At 56.6% G+C, this 14,778-nt stretch carries 16 protein-coding genes; 4 read left to right on the forward strand and 12 right to left on the reverse strand.

The genetic code is table 11. The features are described 5' to 3' along the window. Window positions 1–24 precede the first annotated feature (24 nt). Both AC8GFZ_RS01775 and AC8GFZ_RS01780 read left to right on the forward strand, forming a co-directional pair. Window positions 25–513, forward strand: coding sequence for a TRAP transporter small permease (locus AC8GFZ_RS01775; protein WP_506641745.1), 489 nt, complete (start codon window positions 25–27; stop codon window positions 511–513). Continuing rightward, window positions 510–1,838, forward strand: coding sequence for a TRAP transporter large permease (locus tag AC8GFZ_RS01780; protein WP_506641747.1), 1,329 nt, complete (start codon window positions 510–512; stop codon window positions 1,836–1,838). The genes AC8GFZ_RS01775 and AC8GFZ_RS01780 overlap by 4 nt, the downstream gene beginning before the upstream one ends. Here AC8GFZ_RS01780 and AC8GFZ_RS01785 read toward each other — a convergent pair. The 10 genes from AC8GFZ_RS01785 to AC8GFZ_RS01830 form a co-directional block, all read right to left on the reverse strand. Continuing rightward, on the reverse strand, window positions 1,822–3,024 hold the full coding sequence (locus tag AC8GFZ_RS01785) for an FAD-binding domain-containing protein (RefSeq protein WP_506641749.1): 1,203 nt from the start codon (window positions 3,022–3,024) through the stop codon (window positions 1,822–1,824). The two genes, AC8GFZ_RS01780 and AC8GFZ_RS01785, sit on opposite strands and share 17 nt — an antisense overlap. Window positions 3,025–3,228: 204 nt before the next feature. Continuing rightward, window positions 3,229–3,519 carry a TIGR03643 family protein gene (locus tag AC8GFZ_RS01790; protein WP_506641751.1) on the reverse strand — a complete coding sequence of 97 codons (291 nt, stop codon included), beginning with the start codon at window positions 3,517–3,519 and terminating at the stop codon, window positions 3,229–3,231. Then, a complete protein-coding gene (locus AC8GFZ_RS01795) occupies window positions 3,519–5,045 on the reverse strand; it encodes a cryptochrome/deoxyribodipyrimidine photo-lyase family protein (RefSeq protein ID WP_506641753.1) in 1,527 nt (508 codons plus the stop codon). The genes AC8GFZ_RS01790 and AC8GFZ_RS01795 overlap by 1 nt, the downstream gene beginning before the upstream one ends. An 18-nt stretch (window positions 5,046–5,063) precedes the next feature. Continuing rightward, window positions 5,064–5,420, reverse strand: a complete 357-nt coding sequence (locus AC8GFZ_RS01800) for a DUF2237 family protein (protein ID WP_506641755.1) — start codon at window positions 5,418–5,420, stop codon at window positions 5,064–5,066. A 63-nt stretch (window positions 5,421–5,483) separates the two neighbouring features. Beyond that, complete coding sequence (locus AC8GFZ_RS01805; protein ID WP_506641757.1) at window positions 5,484–6,302, reverse strand: 2OG-Fe dioxygenase family protein; 819 nt, start codon at window positions 6,300–6,302, stop codon at window positions 5,484–5,486. A gap of 313 nt (window positions 6,303–6,615) precedes the next feature. Beyond that, a complete protein-coding gene (locus tag AC8GFZ_RS01810; protein WP_506641759.1) occupies window positions 6,616–7,704 on the reverse strand; it encodes a sulfate/molybdate ABC transporter ATP-binding protein in 1,089 nt (362 codons plus the stop codon). Window positions 7,705–7,727: 23 nt separating this feature from the next. Next, entirely contained in the window at window positions 7,728–8,636 is a 909-nt protein-coding gene (gene cysW / locus AC8GFZ_RS01815) for a sulfate ABC transporter permease subunit CysW (protein ID WP_506641760.1), read from the reverse strand. Next, on the reverse strand, window positions 8,633–9,496 hold the full coding sequence (gene cysT / locus AC8GFZ_RS01820; protein WP_506641762.1) for a sulfate ABC transporter permease subunit CysT: 864 nt from the start codon (window positions 9,494–9,496) through the stop codon (window positions 8,633–8,635). The genes cysW and cysT overlap by 4 nt, the downstream gene beginning before the upstream one ends. 9 nt (window positions 9,497–9,505) lie before the next feature. Continuing rightward, window positions 9,506–10,498, reverse strand: coding sequence for a sulfate ABC transporter substrate-binding protein (locus tag AC8GFZ_RS01825; protein WP_506641764.1), 993 nt, complete (start codon window positions 10,496–10,498; stop codon window positions 9,506–9,508). A 164-nt stretch (window positions 10,499–10,662) separates the two neighbouring features. Further along, window positions 10,663–11,676, reverse strand: coding sequence for a sulfate ABC transporter substrate-binding protein (locus AC8GFZ_RS01830; protein WP_506641766.1), 1,014 nt, complete (start codon window positions 11,674–11,676; stop codon window positions 10,663–10,665). A 223-nt stretch (window positions 11,677–11,899) separates the two neighbouring features. Between AC8GFZ_RS01830 and AC8GFZ_RS01835 the strand changes: the two genes are divergently transcribed. After that, complete coding sequence (locus tag AC8GFZ_RS01835; RefSeq protein ID WP_506641768.1) at window positions 11,900–12,694, forward strand: class II glutamine amidotransferase; 795 nt, start codon at window positions 11,900–11,902, stop codon at window positions 12,692–12,694. Then, window positions 12,691–13,206 (forward strand): disulfide bond formation protein B, encoded by a 516-nt coding sequence (locus tag AC8GFZ_RS01840; RefSeq protein WP_506641770.1) that lies wholly within the window; start codon window positions 12,691–12,693, stop codon window positions 13,204–13,206. Before AC8GFZ_RS01835 ends, AC8GFZ_RS01840 begins: the two co-directional genes overlap by 4 nt. Here the strand turns inward: AC8GFZ_RS01840 and AC8GFZ_RS01845 are convergent. Continuing rightward, window positions 13,197–14,246 carry a Rieske 2Fe-2S domain-containing protein gene (locus AC8GFZ_RS01845; protein ID WP_506641772.1) on the reverse strand — a complete coding sequence of 350 codons (1,050 nt, stop codon included), beginning with the start codon at window positions 14,244–14,246 and terminating at the stop codon, window positions 13,197–13,199. The two genes, AC8GFZ_RS01840 and AC8GFZ_RS01845, sit on opposite strands and share 10 nt — an antisense overlap. 89 nt (window positions 14,247–14,335) lie before the next feature. Beyond that, window positions 14,336–14,737: a MarR family winged helix-turn-helix transcriptional regulator gene (locus tag AC8GFZ_RS01850; protein ID WP_506641774.1), complete on the reverse strand. Its 402-nt coding sequence runs from the start codon at window positions 14,735–14,737 to the stop codon at window positions 14,336–14,338. Between the last annotated feature and the right edge of the window lie 41 nt (window positions 14,738–14,778).

Raw genomic sequence — 14,778 nt, forward strand, 5'->3', positions numbered from 1 at the left:
CCGCCTCACTAGGGGATATTTGACGTGGCCCATTGGTTCACCCCCTTGAGCCGCTGGTTTGGCGTGATCGGTGCGGGCTTGGCCCTGCTCACCGGCTTCATGACCTTCACCAGCGTGTTCATGCGGGCCTTCCTCCAAACCCCCATCCCCGGGGATGTAGAACTGACCCAAATGGGCATTGCCCTGGCCATCTCCATGTGCCTGCCCTGGTGCCAAACCCAGCGCGGGCACATCTTGGTCGATTTTTTCACCCAAAAAAGCTCTGCGCAGAGCTTGCGTTTCATGGATTCGGTGGGCAGCTTGGCCCTGGCCGTGATGTATGGTTTTTTGGCGTGGCGCACATCGGTGGGCGCCGTCTCGGTGCGTGAAGCCGGTGAGACCACCATGATCATCAGCCTGCCCATGTGGTGGGCTTACGCCTCACTGGCACCTGGTTTGGGTTTGAGCGCACTCATCGCGCTGGCGCAAACCATTGACCATTGGACCCAACCCGTGGACGAGGTGGCGGCATGAGTGCTTGGGCCACCCAGGTGGGCGTGGTGATGTTTTTGGCCATGATCGTGCTCATGGCTGTGCGCATGCCGATTGCAGCGGCCATGTTCATCCCCGGCGTGTTTGGCTATTGGCTGATGACCGACAGCGCGGCCACCTTGAACTTCCTCAAAGGCAATGCGGTGGCGCGCCTGACTGTTTATGAGCTGAGCGTCATCCCCTTGTTTTTGTTGATGGGCCAGTTTGCGTCGCAAGGCGGTTTGAGCCGCGACCTGTTCAAAGCCGCTTCAGCCCTGGTGGGCCATGTGCGCGGTGGCTTGGCCATGGCTTCTTTGCTTTCAGCCGGTGCCTTTGGCGCGGTGTGCGGCTCTTCGGTGGCGACATCGGCCACCATCACCCAAGTGGCCTACCCGCACATGAAGAGCCACGGTTACAGCGGTCGCTTGGCCACCGCCACTTTGGCCACGGGTGGCACCTTGGGCATCTTGATCCCGCCTTCGGTGCCCCTGGTGGTGTACGCCATCTTGACCGAGCAAAACATTGCCAAGTTGTTCGCAGCGGCCATGGTGCCGGGCATTTTGGCCATGCTCGGTTACATCGTGGTGGTGGCTTTGACGGTGCATTTCAAACCCGACCTGGCCCCCGCCACCGCCAAAACCACGGGGTCAGAAAAGTGGGCGGCCCTGGGCGGTGTGTGGCCCATTGCCCTGGTGTTTGTGGTAGTTTTTGGTGGCATTTACGGCGGGGTGTTTTCGCCCACCGAGGGCGCGGCCGTGGGCGCGGCCATGACCTTGCTGGCGGGCTTGTTCAAGCGCGAACTCAATGCGGAAGGTTTGAAAAACGCGTTGCTCAGCACTGCCGACACCACGGCCATGGTGTTCATGATTTTCTTGGGGGCGGACATGATGAACGCCACCTTGGCGTTGACCGAAATGCCCAAAATCATTGCGCAATGGGTGACCCATTTGCCCATCCCTGACCTGAGCATCGTCATCTTGGTGTTGGTGCTGTATGTGTTGCTCGGCTGCGTGATGGACGAGTTGTCCATGCTGCTGTTGACCATTCCCGTTATCTTTCCGGCCATCATGGGCTTGGACTTGTGGGGGCTGAATGCCGAGGGCAAGGCCATTTGGTTTGGCATCTTGGTGTTGATGACGGTGAGCATCGGCATGATCGCGCCGCCCATTGGCATGAACGTGTATGTGGTCAACAGCATGGCCAAAGAGGTGCCCATGTCCGAAACCTATAAAGGGGTGATGCCCTTTTTGGTCTGGGACGCCATCCGTGTGGTGCTGCTGTTGTGCTTCCCGGTGATTTGCCTGGGGCTGGTCAAACTGTTGTTTTGATTCGCGCTTCCCGGTGCGACCGATCACCTTGAGAAACACATTTCCACCATTGCGTAAAAGAGCTGCAAAGGTGGTCAACCGGCGCAAACAAACCATGAGTTGCATCACACCTGGCCCACTTTTGTAACCATTGAGCTAAGTGCGGTTCATCCGTGCAGCGCACGCTGCGGGCTTGTTCCAGGGCCGATTGAAAGGCGCTGGCTGCACCATGCCAGCGCAATGCCGTGATATCGGCCATGCGCTGCTCTACAAAATGCCATCGCTCTTCACGCCATGGCCATCTTTGGTGAAAGTCGGACACCGAGATACCAATCACCAAAGTGTCTTGGGATAAATCTGTTGGCAATGGGCCCAGGCTCCACGGGTGAACCAAGCAAACATCTCTACCTTTGACCATCGCTTCATCGGGCGCGTTGTGCCGCCAAGGGCTTGGCGGTGCGGAGAAAACAGGCGGTTCATTGGCCGCTGGGTGACGGGCTGGCGATGGGTTTGGGGGTTGCCATTGATCCGAAGTTTGATGGGCTATCTGCGCCAAAGCCTCGTAAGAGGTATCCATCACACTGCCGGGGCTGTGCCATGGTGGAGGTGCATAGCGAGCCACATTTTCTGCATTGAACAGGTATGGCTTGGTGCTGCCGGTGCCGGCCACCCATTGCCAGCTGAGGTGATTGCTGGCCAAGTCACCATCGAGCAAATGGCCGTAGAGCCAATCGGCACCCGCACGCCAATGGATTTTTCGCACATGCACCATGTAGCTCGCCAACCACATGCGGGCATGGTTATGCATGCTGCCGGTTTCATAAAGTCCGCGAATCGCCATGTCCATGGCGTTCACACCCGTCTGGGCTTTTCGAATGTCATGGGGGACAGACCGGCTGTATTGGTGGTCTGGCAATGGGCCGCTGTGCAATGAGCTGAAGATCGCGTCGCCCCGGTGCTGCCAAACATGCCTGAAGTACGCACGCCATCCGAGTTCAAAAACAAATTTGTCTTGCTGGTGGAGGTTGTGGCTTTCGCACACCCCTTCATAAACCTCACGCAGGCTGACAAAGCCGTGGGTGATGTAGGGTGACAAATGCGACACCGAGCCTTCGATGGCATTGCGCGTGCGGGCATAGTCGGCAGGGCGCACCGCTCTGATCCGCTCCCAGGCGGCTTCAGGGGTAGGCGGGGACGTCTTGTTCACTCTAAATTTCAGAACTGCGGATGGGTTGAGCTTTGTCATCTTCAATAGGTTTCAAGGGCTCAGTGCGAGGTTTTGGCATGGACATTTTTTCGCCATCCCAAGCCTGTCCGCACCAACAAATTCCTTGCGCGTTGATGATGCAAGTTCCAGTTCCGCAACACCTTGGATCGTCAGTCATTTTTTCCAATCAAAAATAAATAAAGGTTAACAATTTCCGCGTCTGTGGTCAGCTATAGCGTGATCTGAAAATTTCATTTCGGGTGAACGAAGTGCACGGTGCTTGGTCGCTCTACCCTTCATTCTTTGACGCCATAATTTAAACGAATCGGGTTTGAGTTCCGAACGCATTATTTTGATGACTTCGGATTCACTGACGCCAATGCGTTCCATGATGGTTTCAAACGCCGTTCGGTCCTCCCACGCCATTTGAATGACGGCTGAGATATCACCCGTCGTCAGTTCTTTGAGGTTCACTGATGTTTTGAGACGTGGCATTAAAAATTAAATCCTAATTGTTGTTCTGAACTCGTCGTTGCCGATTTGGCTTTGGTTGAGCGGCGTGGTGTCATGCGTGAAGCATGTTTTTCAATCACAGCTTCTTTCCCATTGCGCACTTCAGTGGTGTTTCGACGGGCATGCAACATATGTTTGGATTCCCGCGTGGCAAGGGCCAGATCAACCACAGGCGTTGCAAGCTCAGAACCTGGCCTGATTCCAACAGCATGCTGCAATTCGACGGACATTTTCCAGGGTTCAAACAGCCACGTGTTTGGAATGTGGCGCATGGATGGAAGCCAGTGCCGAACAAATATGCCTTTCGGGTCGTGATCCTGCGCTTGCTTGATGGGGTTGTAAACCCGGGTTGTGTTGATACCTGTTGTGCCAGATTGCATTTGCAATTGGCTCCAGTGGATGCCAGGTTCGTAGTCTAAAAACTGGGTGGCCAGCCATTCGCCCACAGGCCGCCAGTGCAGCCACAGGGGGTAGGCTGCAACGGAGACCAGCATGGCACGCATGCGAAAGTTAAGCCAGCCTGTTTTCCTGAGCATGGTGACACAAGCATCCACCATGGGCCAACCTGTGCGGGCTTGTTTCAAAGCATCAAAGTGTTCTTGGCTAAAGTCATGCTCGCGCAGGTTGTCGTATCCACGATGCATATTGCGCCATTCAATCTCAGGTTCGCTCTCTAATTTTTGAATGAAATGGCAATGCCAATACAGTCGGCTGATGAATGCAGACAAACCCGAGCGGTGTCGAGATGCCTGAGGGGGAAGTTGTTCAAGGTGTTTCCGAGTTTGTTGAACCAACTCGCGCATGCTGATACAACCGTAGGCCAGGTATGCAGAAAGGCGAGAGCATGCATCTGGAGCAGACAGGGGAGACGATATCCCGCCTCGATAGCCAATGCTGCGGGCATTTAAGAAGTTGTGCAGCGTTTCCAATGCCTGCATACGCCCGCCAAGTTGCCTCAATGGAGGGTTATGTTGTAAATGGTCGGGGGCTGACATGACAAAGGGTTCGGCCGGTGCCTGTCTCCAAAACCTCAGGCCGTGTACCTCTTGAATGGGTGAAGCCATGTGCCTTTCCCATGCTGTTCGCCATAGATTGCGATTTTTTAATCGGCGCACAACACCAAACTGTGCAAACTCTGTCCATACAACATGATTTGCATGGCACCAAGTGGCTACTTTCAGGTCACGTGCATATGTAAAGCCATTGCCTGTTTCTTCATGTGAGTAAAGCCGTGAAAAGGGTGAGTCTGCCCACAACAGGTTCAACACATCAACGGCTTCACCGACATGCACTTCTATGCATCCGCCATGAGCGCGTAAAAATGCGTCGAGCTCTACCAGTGACTCCCGAATAAATTCAAAATGTTGGAGCGCACAATCCGGTTGAAGCCAAAGTTCGGGCTCAACGATGTAGATGCATCGCACTGGTCCGTTTTGGGATGCATGTGCCAGCGCCTGGTGATCTTGCCAGCGCAAGTCACGTTTAAACCAAACCAAGGCGTAGCTCATCACATCTTTTATTGATATTCATTTTTGAAGTTGCTCCAAAGTGACGTAATCGAGCGCCCGTGAATGCGTGCTTTCGATGACCACTTTGGGCGCAACACCGGCCGTGAATGCCTGTTTCCATCGCAGTGCACACAGACACCACCGATCGCCATCCTTTAGCCCCTTGAATCTGTACTCAGGTCGTGGCGTGATGAGGTCATTGCCTTGCTGAAGTGAGTAGTCAAGAAATGCTTGCGTTACTTTTGCGCAAATCACATGGCTGCCTTGGTCATGATGATCTGTGTTGCAACAACCATCTCTGTAGTAACCCGTGAGAGGATCATAGGAGCAGGGTACCAAGGGAGTGCCCAACACATTCAAAGCTGTTTTATCCATAGGGAACTTCTTCCAATCCTTTATGGCGTGCAAAATTTTCTCTCATGCCTTTGAACGGTGATTTCATTCCGGGGAATGGGCGGGCTGGGCGATGAGGTCTTGCTCGGCCCCTTGAAACGCATTTTCACGGGCGGTCAGCACCAGGGTGTCGCGGTGGGCGATGTGCTCCAGGGGCTGGATGGGGGTGCTTTCGTGGATCACACGCGCATCATCCAACAACAGCACAGACCAAGGCTGTTGGAGCGTGAAGCGTTCGCCTTGCGGCCCATGGGCATCAAAAACCCGCGTTTCTCCACCGATGATGTTTTTGCGTTGCAGTAAAAATACGGCGACAAAATCCACGCCGTCGCGGTGTGCACCTTCAGGTGTTGGGCGGCCAATGCCTTGGCTGCAGTCGATGCGAAATGGGTGTGCTTCGATGCACCACTGCGCTTGGGGTTTGTGGCGCCATTGGCTGCAGCTGCGGGCAAATGCCGCCAACAGTTGGGTCCACACAGGCAACTCCACCATGTCTGGGCTGATGGGCTCGAACATTCGATGCATGCCGCCGTGCAATGCGTTGTAGTCGAGCGACTGCCAATGCGCGCGGTGCGGTGTTTGGGTCAAAACCTTGTTGCGAAATTCAAAGCAGCTGTGGCGCCGGCGTCGATAGCTGCCGCCATCCTTGAGGTGTGCATCCAAAGGCATGTCGTCCCAAAAGGGCATCAGGGCTTCGAGTTCACGCGGTTGGCATCCTGCCCACAGCGTGACGGCTGGAGGGTTGAGAACCGCATGGCCTTTGTGCGCCATGGTGTGGTCAAGGGCATCGAGTGGTGTATCTGGGGGTTCAGGCCAAGTCGATGCCAACGCATTGGAGGTGACCATTGGTTTGTGGTTTTTCATGGGGAAAGACTTGCCAGATCGATGCATTCTTGTTTGGACATCATTTTTTCTCCCACACGGTGTGACCATTCGCACAGCACATTCGTGAAAACAGCCGACTCCCACATGGGTGTCATATCGTTGAATATGCGTTGTGGCATCCATGCTTAAGAAATGGAGGCAGTGTCACATTGTGCAGGATCCAACTGTAGAGCTGCATTGAACAGGTCTTTGATTCAGCATCGCTGAGCGGGTTTTGCTGAGCGCAAGGCCCAGGATCGGATCAATCCCATCCAGCCACGTCACGCATCACGCTGGCTGAATGGGTATTTGCTCATGAGGCCATGAATACCCGCGCCTTGCGCGGGGTGAGCAGCAGGGTTTCACCGGCTTTGAAGCCTTCATCGCGGTATTGGCTGGCCGGAATTTGGGCTTCAATGATGGGCTCGTCGCTGGGGCTGTCACCCTCGGTGGCCACCAATTCCAAGCGGGCAATGGGGCCGACCACCACGGCGCGCAGCAACTGGGCCACGATGCCTGCGTCGCCCGCCTGGTAGCGGCGCACATCCAGGTCGTGCGGGCGCACATAAGCAAAGGCCTTGGCGTCTTGGGCTTGGCTGTGTTCGGGGCTTGCCAAACGCACCGATTGATCATCCACTGCGATGTGCATTTCGCCTTGGTGGGCGCGGCCATGGAACAAGTTCACATCGCCCAAAAAGCCATAAACAAACGGGCTGGCCGGGTGGTCCCACACGTCTTGCGGTGAGCCCACTTGTTCGATCTTTCCTTGGTTCATCACCACCACCCGGTCTGCGACTTCCAGGGCTTCTTCTTGGTCGTGGGTGACAAAAATGGTGGTCACATTCAAATCGTCATGCAAGCGGCGCAACCAGCGGCGCAATTCTTTGCGCACTTTGGCGTCCAAGGCGCCAAAAGGCTCGTCCAGCAGCAGCACTTTGGGCTCCACCGCCAATGCACGGGCCAAGGCAATGCGCTGGCGTTGCCCGCCCGACAACTGCGAGGGGTAACGGTCAGCCAACCAGTCGAGTTGCACCAGGTTTAGCAGGTCATGCACTTTGCGCTGGATATCGGATTCGCTGGGGCGCTCTTTGCGGGGCTTGACGCGCAGGCCAAAGGCGACGTTTTCAAACACCGTCATGTGGCGGAACAAGGCGTAGTGCTGAAACACAAAGCCCACTTGGCGCTCGCGCACATGCACATGTGTGATGTCTGCGCCACTGAAAGCGATGGTGCCTTGGTCGGCTGTTTCCAGACCCGCGATGATGCGCAGCAGCGTGGTCTTGCCGCAGCCGGATGGCCCCAGCAGCGCGACCAGTTCGCCCGACTCGATGTCGAGGCTGACGTTGTTCAGCGCGGTGAAGTCGCCAAACTGTTTATGGATATTGCGGATTTCGATGCTCATGGTTCAAATGCTTTCCGTCGGGTTCAGACGAGGGCGTCTGGAGTCGATGCCAAAGGGCGCTCAGGTGGCGTGTTGGCCGAGGCTTTCATGTCTTTTTCGTGCTGCCACTCGATCACCGACTTGATGACCAAGGTGACCAGCGCCAGCAAGGCCAGCAAAGACGCCACGGTAAAGGCTGCCACCGACTGGTACTCGTTGTACAAAATTTCCACATGCAGTGGCATGGTGTTGGTTTGGCCCCGGATATGGCCCGAGACCACCGACACCGCACCAAACTCGCCCATGGCCCGGGCATTGCACAAGATGACGCCGTAAATCAGCCCCCATTTGATGTTGGGCAAAGTGACCCGCCAAAAGGTTTGCCAGCCCGTGGCACCCAAGACGATGGCCGCTTGCTCTTCTTCGCTGCCTTGCGCTTGCATGAGCGGAATCAACTCGCGCGCAATGAAGGGAAAGGTCACAAATACCGTGGCCAAAATGATGCCGGGCACGGCAAAAATGATCTTGATGTCCTGGGCCTGCAGCCAAGGACCAAACCAGCCCTGCGCACCGAACATGAGCACATAAATCAGACCGGCCACCACGGGCGAGACTGAGAACGGCAAATCCACCAAAGTCGTCAGCACCGACTTGCCCGTGAACTCGTATTTGGCAATGGCCCAAGCGGCCGCCACACCGAACACCAGGTTCATGGGCACCGCAATGGCGGCGGTGATCAAGGTGAGGCGAATGGCCGACCAGGCATCGGGCTCCTGGAGGGCTTCCAGGTAAGCATCCAAGCCTTTGCGCAAGGCTTCGGAGAACACCGCAGCCAAGGGCAAGATCAAAAACAAAAACATGAAGGTCAGTGCCAGCCCGATCAGGCTGTAGCGGATCCAGCGGGCCTCGGTGGTGCCCGCCTGGACTTTCTTGGAGGTCAAGGCGGTGCTCATACGGGGGCTCCAGAACGGCGGCGTTGCCAAGTTTGCAAGGCGTTGATGATCAACAGCAACACAAAAGAAACCACCAACATGACCAAAGCCACCGCAGTGGCCCCTGCGTAGTCGTACTGCTCGAGCTTGCCGATGATGATGAGGGGTGTGATCTCGGAAATCATGGGCATATTGCCCGCGATGAAAATGACCGAGCCGTATTCACCAATGGCCCGCGCAAACGCCATGGCAAAACCCGTGAGCAACGCAGGCGCGATGGTCGGGAAGATCACCTTCGTGAAAGTCTGCCAGCGCGTGGCGCCCAGGCAAGTGGCCGCTTCCTCGAGTTCTTTTTCGGTGTCTTCCAGCACCGGCTGCACCGTGCGCACCACAAAGGGCAAACCAATGAAAATCAGCGCAATCACCACCCCGTTGGGGTTGAAGGCCAGCTGAATGCCCAGCGGCTCCAGGTATTGGCCCACCCAGCCATTGCCCGCCAAGAGGGCGGTCAGCGAAATGCCCGCCACCGCGGTGGGCAGGGCAAATGGCAGATCCACCAGCGCATCCACGATCTTTTTGCCGAAAAAGTCGTACCGCACCAGCACCCACGCCACCAACAAGCCAAAAAACAAGTTGACCAGGGCGGCAATCAGAGAAGCGCCAAAGGTCAATCGGTAAGACGCCATGACGCGAGGGCTGGTCACCGCAACCCAGAACTGCTCCCAGCTCAGGGTAAAGGTTTTGAAGACCAGGGCCGACAGCGGAATCAGCACGATCAAGCACAGGTAAAAGAGGGTGAAGCCGAGGGTCAGGTTGAACCCGGGCAACACCCTGGCTGGCACCCGCCGCTGGGCAGGTGCCGCAATGGGCAATGCGGTCATGGCGATAACTTATTTGACGGTGTAAATCTTGTCGAACTGACCGCCGTCGTTGAAGTGCACTTTTTGCGCTTCACCAAAGGAGCCAAACACCTCGTCCACCGTGAACAGTTGCAAAGGCTTGAAGGTTTGGGCGTGCTTTTTGAGCACCGCCTGCGAACGTGGACGCAGCGCGTGCTTGGCTGCGATCTCTTGCGCCTCTTCAGAGTACAGGTAATCCAGGTAGGCCTTGGCCACAGCGCCCGTGCCTTTCTTGGCCACGGTGCGCTCCACCACAGCCACCGGGTTTTCGGCCACGATGCTGATCGACGGGTGGATCGCATCGACCTTGCCCGCGCCAAACTCGCGGTCCACCGAGATGACTTCGGACTCGAACGTGATCAGCACATCGCCAATATTGCGTTGCAAAAAGATGGTGGTCGCATCGCGCCCGCCCTTGGCCAGCACCGGCACGTTTTTGTAGAGCTTGCCCACGAACTCTGCGGCTTGTGCATCACTCGCGCCCTTTTTCTTGGCGTAACCCCAAGCCGCCAAATAAGCCATGCGACCGTTGCCACCGGTCTTGGGGTTGACCACGATCACCTGGATGCCGGGCTTGATCAGGTCGTCCCAGTCCTTGATGCCCTTGGGGTTGCCGTTGCGGGTGAGGAACAGCATGGTCGAAGTGGTGGGCGACGCACTGTTGGGAAAACGCTTGTTCCAGTCCTTGGCCACGATGCCGGTGCTGGCCAAAAAGTCGATGTCGGTGGTGGTGTTCATGGTCACCACATCGGCGTCCAGACCGTCATTGACGGCCCGGGCCTGGGCGCTGGAGCCGCCGTGGGCTTGGTCTATCTTGACGTCTTTGCCCGTGGTCTTTTTGTAGTGCGCCATAAAAGCGACGTTGTAGTCTTTGTAAAACTCGCGGGCGACGTCGTACGAGGCGTTGAGCAAGGTTTGCGCGTTGGCCGCCAAGCCTGATAAGGCCAAGGTGGCAGCCAAAGTGAGGTGAGTGAATTTTTTCATGGTGATTCGGTCTGTGACGGGGCAAAAGATGAATGTCCAGAGTGGCATGGCCGACCCATTGGATCGACCACCATCCAGTCATGGCCGCGATTCTGGAAGCGGTTCGTTAAATCTCAAACGAATCATTTGTTGTTTGCTTATGTGAATAAGTAAAAAAGAGCTTTTCACTTGCGGGTGTAGATCTGGTCAAACTTGCCACCATCGGCAAAGTGAACCTGGCTGGCTTTGTCCCAGCCGCCAAAGGCTTCATCGATGCTGAACAGGTTCAGCTTGGGCAGTTGTTTGGCGTACTTGGCCTGTGCTTTGGCTGAGCGGGGTCGGTAAAAGTGCTTGCCGATCAGGTCTTGCGCTTCTTCGGTGTAGAGGTATTCCAGGTAGGCCTGTGCCACGACCCGGGTGCCTTTTTTGTCCACGTTTTTATCCACCAAAGTCACAGCGGGCTCTGCCAGGATGGAGATCGAGGGGTAGACAAAATCCACTTTGTTGCCGAATTCCTTTTCCAACAAATAGGCTTCGTTTTCCCAGCTCAGAAACACATCTCCCTGGTTGCGTTGGGCAAACGTGATGGAAGAGCCCCGTGCACCGGTGTCCAAGACGGGGACGTTTTGGTAGAGCTTTTTCACAAAGTCTTGCGCCTTGTCATCACCGCCGTATTTGCGCTTGGCGAATTCCCAAGCGGCCAAATAGTTCCAGCGAGCACCGCCCGAGGTCTTGGGGTTGGGCGTGATGACTTTCACGTCGGGTCGCACCAGGTCGTCCCAGTCCTTGATGTTTTTTGGGTTGCCTTGCCGAACCACCAGCACAATGGTCGAGGTGTAGGGTGTGCTGTTGTGCGGCAGGCGTTTTTGCCAGTCTTTGGGGATCAGGTTGCCGTTGCTGTGCAGGGCATCGGTGTCACCGGCCAGCGCCAGGGTGGCCACGTCAGCGTCCAGCCCGTCAATGATGGAGCGGGCCTGCTTGCCCGAGCCGCCGTGTGACTGCTTGAAGCTCAAGTCTTGGCCAGTTTTGGCTTTCCAGTGGGCGGCAAAGGCCTTGTTGAAATCGGCGTATAACTCGCGGGTGGGGTCGTAGGAAACATTGAGCAGGGTCACAGCGGCGTTTTGGGCTTGTGCCAGGCCGAAAATGCTTAAAAAAGCCAGTGAAATGAACGACTTGATGACATTTGATCGGGTTGGCATGGTGCTTTCTCCATTGAATGAATGCATGAATTCTGAAGTTCAACTGGCCAAAAGGGAACGACTGAGTTTTTATTTGTTTATGACATATATGTATATAGAATGATTTTTAAAGATTGGAATGATCTAAATATGTCGCCATCTATGGGCCATCCAAACGGATGCCCACCCGTCGGAAAAAAACGGTTTGACCAGGTCAAAATCGGGCCTCCATGAACGCCTCGCCATGTGCCAACTTCTGGGCCTGAACTGCAACCACCCCACCGATGTGACTTTTAGCTTCAGTGGCTTTGCCATGCGTGGGGGCATCACCGACCAGCACCAAGACGGCTGGGGCATTGCGTTTTTTGAGGGCACAGAAGAAGACCGTGGCCTGCGCCACTTTGTCGACCATTTGCCGGCCAGCAGCTCACCGGTGGCCGAGTTGATTCGGCGCTACCCGATCAAAAGCCGCCATGTCATTGCCCACATTCGCAAGGCGACTCAAGGCCCGGTCGCGCTGGAAAACTGTCACCCGTTTGTGCGCGAGTTGTGGGGCCGCTATTGGGTGTTTGCCCACAATGGCAATTTGGTCGATTACGCGCCCCATCTGCATGGTAATTTCCGGCCTGTGGGCGACACCGACAGCGAACGCGCTTTTTGTTGGCTGATGCAAGAGTTGGCCAAGTCCCACGCCAGCATGCCCAGCCTCAATGAGTTGTCGATCACCTTGCAAGAGTTGCTGCCCCGGGTGGCACAACATGGCACCTTCAATTGCTTGCTCTCCAACGGGCAAGCTTTGTGGGCGCATGCCTCTACCAGCCTTTACTTTGTGCAGCGCCAACACCCGTTCCAGCATGCCACCCTGGCCGATCAAGACTTGAGCATTGACTTTGCGCAACTGGCCCAAGTCGATGACCGGGTGGCGGTGGTGGTGACCGCGCCCTTGACCACCGATGAAGCGTGGACGCCGTTCGAGCCTGGCGAGTTGCGTTTGTTTGTGGATGGCCGCAACCGAGTTATCCAAAAGGGTCAACCATGAACGTGAAAGCAATGATTCAAACCCACCCACGGCGCTGGTTGCTGATGGTCGCCCTGGTGCCCTTGGTCTTATTGTTGTTTGGCCTGTATTTGCAGCATGTCGTGGGTTTGGTGCCTTGCCCCATGTGCATTGTTCAACGCTATGCCTTGGTGTTGGTCATGGTTTGTGCGGCTTTGGCGGCCAGCCGAAGCCCTGTTCGTTGGCAGTTGTTTTGGGTTGTTGCATGGGTGTTGTTTGGCTTGTTTGGGGCCTATGTGGCCGCCCGCCAAAGTTGGTTGCAGTGGTACCCGCCCGAGGTGGTCAGTTGCGGTCGGGATTTTTACGGAATGATCGAAACATTTCCCTTGCAACGCGCCATTCCCATGATTTTTCGTGGGGGCGGCGACTGCAGCCAAATTGACTGGACCTTGCTGGGCGGCAGCATTGCCAATTGGTCGTTCATCGCCTTTGTGGGCTTGTCGGTTCTGGGGGTCTGCACCTTGTGGTGGCGCTGGACATCACGTCAAGCCTGAGCGGTGACGCGGGTCGCTTGCTCTGCGGCCAAGAGCTGATCAATCACCCGGCGCGACTGCACACCACCCGCATCAATTTTGAGCATCAGCAGTTTGCGTGTCGGGTGGCGCAACAGGTTGGCTTGTTGCATCTCGAGCATTTGCATGTCTTCGCCAAATATCTGGCCTTGGCCCTCACGGATTTGCGCGGTCAAGCCCGCGTCTTGGGGTTTGAATTGGCGCGCCATGCCCCAGTGGTACCAGTGCGAGGTCTCGGTTTCGGGGGTGATGAAGTCCACCACCACGCTGGAGGCTTTGGCATGGGCTGGCGCGTCAAAGCCGCCCATGCCCGCCAGGGCCACGCCCACATCGATCATCACGTGGCTGGGCGGGGTGAAGCGGCAGATTTGCCAGCGGTCCACCGCCGCCTCGGGGTCGAGCCCATTGGCTTTCATGGCCATGCGCCAAAACGGTGGCGCTTGGATGTTGTGCATGTAACGGCTGGTCACCACGGCGTTGCCCTCTTTGTGGGTGGCGCAAGGGGTGTCGTCGATCTCGGGCTGACCAATGCTGCTGGCGTGCACATAGGTCTCGTGGGTCAGGTCCATGAGGTTGTCGATCATCAACCGGTAATCGGCTTTGACGTGGTACAGGCCACCCGCATAGGCCCAGCTGGGGTTGTCAAAGAAGTCAAACACGGGCATCAAGCTGGGGTCGGCCAAGGCGGCGTCGCCCGGCCACACCCACACGAACCCATAGCGCTCGATCACTGCATACGCGCTGATGCTGGGAAAGCCCTGTACCCGCTGGCCGGGCATGTGCACGGTTTTGCCTTTGCAGCCCATTTCCAGACCGTGGTAGCCACAGACCAATTTGCCGTCTTGCACCCGGCCCAGCGAGAGCGGGGCGCCGCGGTGCGGGCAAAAGTCCTCGACCGCCACGGCTTGTTGCTCGGCATTGCGAAAAAACACCATGCTTTGGTTGCAAATGGTGCGGCCCAGAGGCTTGTGGCCAAGGTCTGCGCTGGTGCAGGCCACGTACCAGGTGTTCATCAAAAACATGTCAACGCCTTTCATTCCGTATACTGAATGACGTTCATCATACTGAATGTGAGTCGGGGATGGAAGACCTTGAATGCGAGGGTTTTCCCTTATTCGGACGGCGGGGGTGTTTGGTTTTCGGCGGCGGTGAGTTTGCCCAGCAAGCGCAGCAACTCGTCTTGTTCGCTGGCGTTCAGGGGTTCCAGAATGCGCGCATACATGGCCTGCACCCGGGGCAACATCTCGGCCAGCAAGGACGTGCCTTCATCGGTCAGGTGCAGGCTGCGCTGGCGCCGGGGCAGGATGTGGCGCACGATCCAGCCCTTGGTTTCCAAGCGGGCGGCGATGTCTGCGGTGGTCGAGGTGTCCAGCGCCACCCGTTGGGCCAGGGTGACCTGGTCGATGCCGGGCTGGTCTTGCAGGGCACGCAAGATGGCGTACTGAACAGGCGTGACATGCCGCCCGTGCGTGTCATGGAAATGAAACACCGCCCACTGGTGGGCGCGGCGCATCAGGTGCCCCGGCTCTAGCAGCAGGGGCAGGGTGGGCCCAC

The organism is Limnohabitans rimovensis (SeqCode) (genome assembly GCF_965234775.1).
Lineage (GTDB): Bacteria > Pseudomonadota > Gammaproteobacteria > Burkholderiales > Burkholderiaceae_C > Limnohabitans > Limnohabitans rimovensis.

Bases quoted from the DNA above. Each gene is read 5' to 3' on its own strand.
- AC8GFZ_RS01780 (WP_506641747.1), top strand. From the start codon at position 510: ATGAGTGCTTGGGCCACCCAGGTGGGCGTGGTGATGTTTTTGGCCATG.
- AC8GFZ_RS01790 (WP_506641751.1), bottom strand. From the start codon at position 3,519: ATGCCACGTCTCAAAACATCAGTGAACCTCAAAGAACTGACGACGGGT.
- AC8GFZ_RS01795 (WP_506641753.1), bottom strand. From the start codon at position 5,045: ATGAGCTACGCCTTGGTTTGGTTTAAACGTGACTTGCGCTGGCAAGAT.
- AC8GFZ_RS01800 (WP_506641755.1), bottom strand. From the start codon at position 5,420: ATGGATAAAACAGCTTTGAATGTGTTGGGCACTCCCTTGGTACCCTGC.
- AC8GFZ_RS01805 (WP_506641757.1), bottom strand. From the start codon at position 6,302: ATGAAAAACCACAAACCAATGGTCACCTCCAATGCGTTGGCATCGACT.
- AC8GFZ_RS01810 (WP_506641759.1), bottom strand. From the start codon at position 7,704: ATGAGCATCGAAATCCGCAATATCCATAAACAGTTTGGCGACTTCACC.
- cysW (WP_506641760.1), bottom strand. From the start codon at position 8,636: ATGAGCACCGCCTTGACCTCCAAGAAAGTCCAGGCGGGCACCACCGAG.
- cysT (WP_506641762.1), bottom strand. From the start codon at position 9,496: ATGACCGCATTGCCCATTGCGGCACCTGCCCAGCGGCGGGTGCCAGCC.
- AC8GFZ_RS01825 (WP_506641764.1), bottom strand. From the start codon at position 10,498: ATGAAAAAATTCACTCACCTCACTTTGGCTGCCACCTTGGCCTTATCA.
- AC8GFZ_RS01830 (WP_506641766.1), bottom strand. From the start codon at position 11,676: ATGCCAACCCGATCAAATGTCATCAAGTCGTTCATTTCACTGGCTTTT.
- AC8GFZ_RS01835 (WP_506641768.1), top strand. From the start codon at position 11,900: ATGTGCCAACTTCTGGGCCTGAACTGCAACCACCCCACCGATGTGACT.
- AC8GFZ_RS01840 (WP_506641770.1), top strand. From the start codon at position 12,691: ATGAACGTGAAAGCAATGATTCAAACCCACCCACGGCGCTGGTTGCTG.
- AC8GFZ_RS01845 (WP_506641772.1), bottom strand. From the start codon at position 14,246: ATGTTTTTGATGAACACCTGGTACGTGGCCTGCACCAGCGCAGACCTT.
- AC8GFZ_RS01850 (WP_506641774.1), bottom strand. From the start codon at position 14,737: ATGCGCCGCGCCCACCAGTGGGCGGTGTTTCATTTCCATGACACGCAC.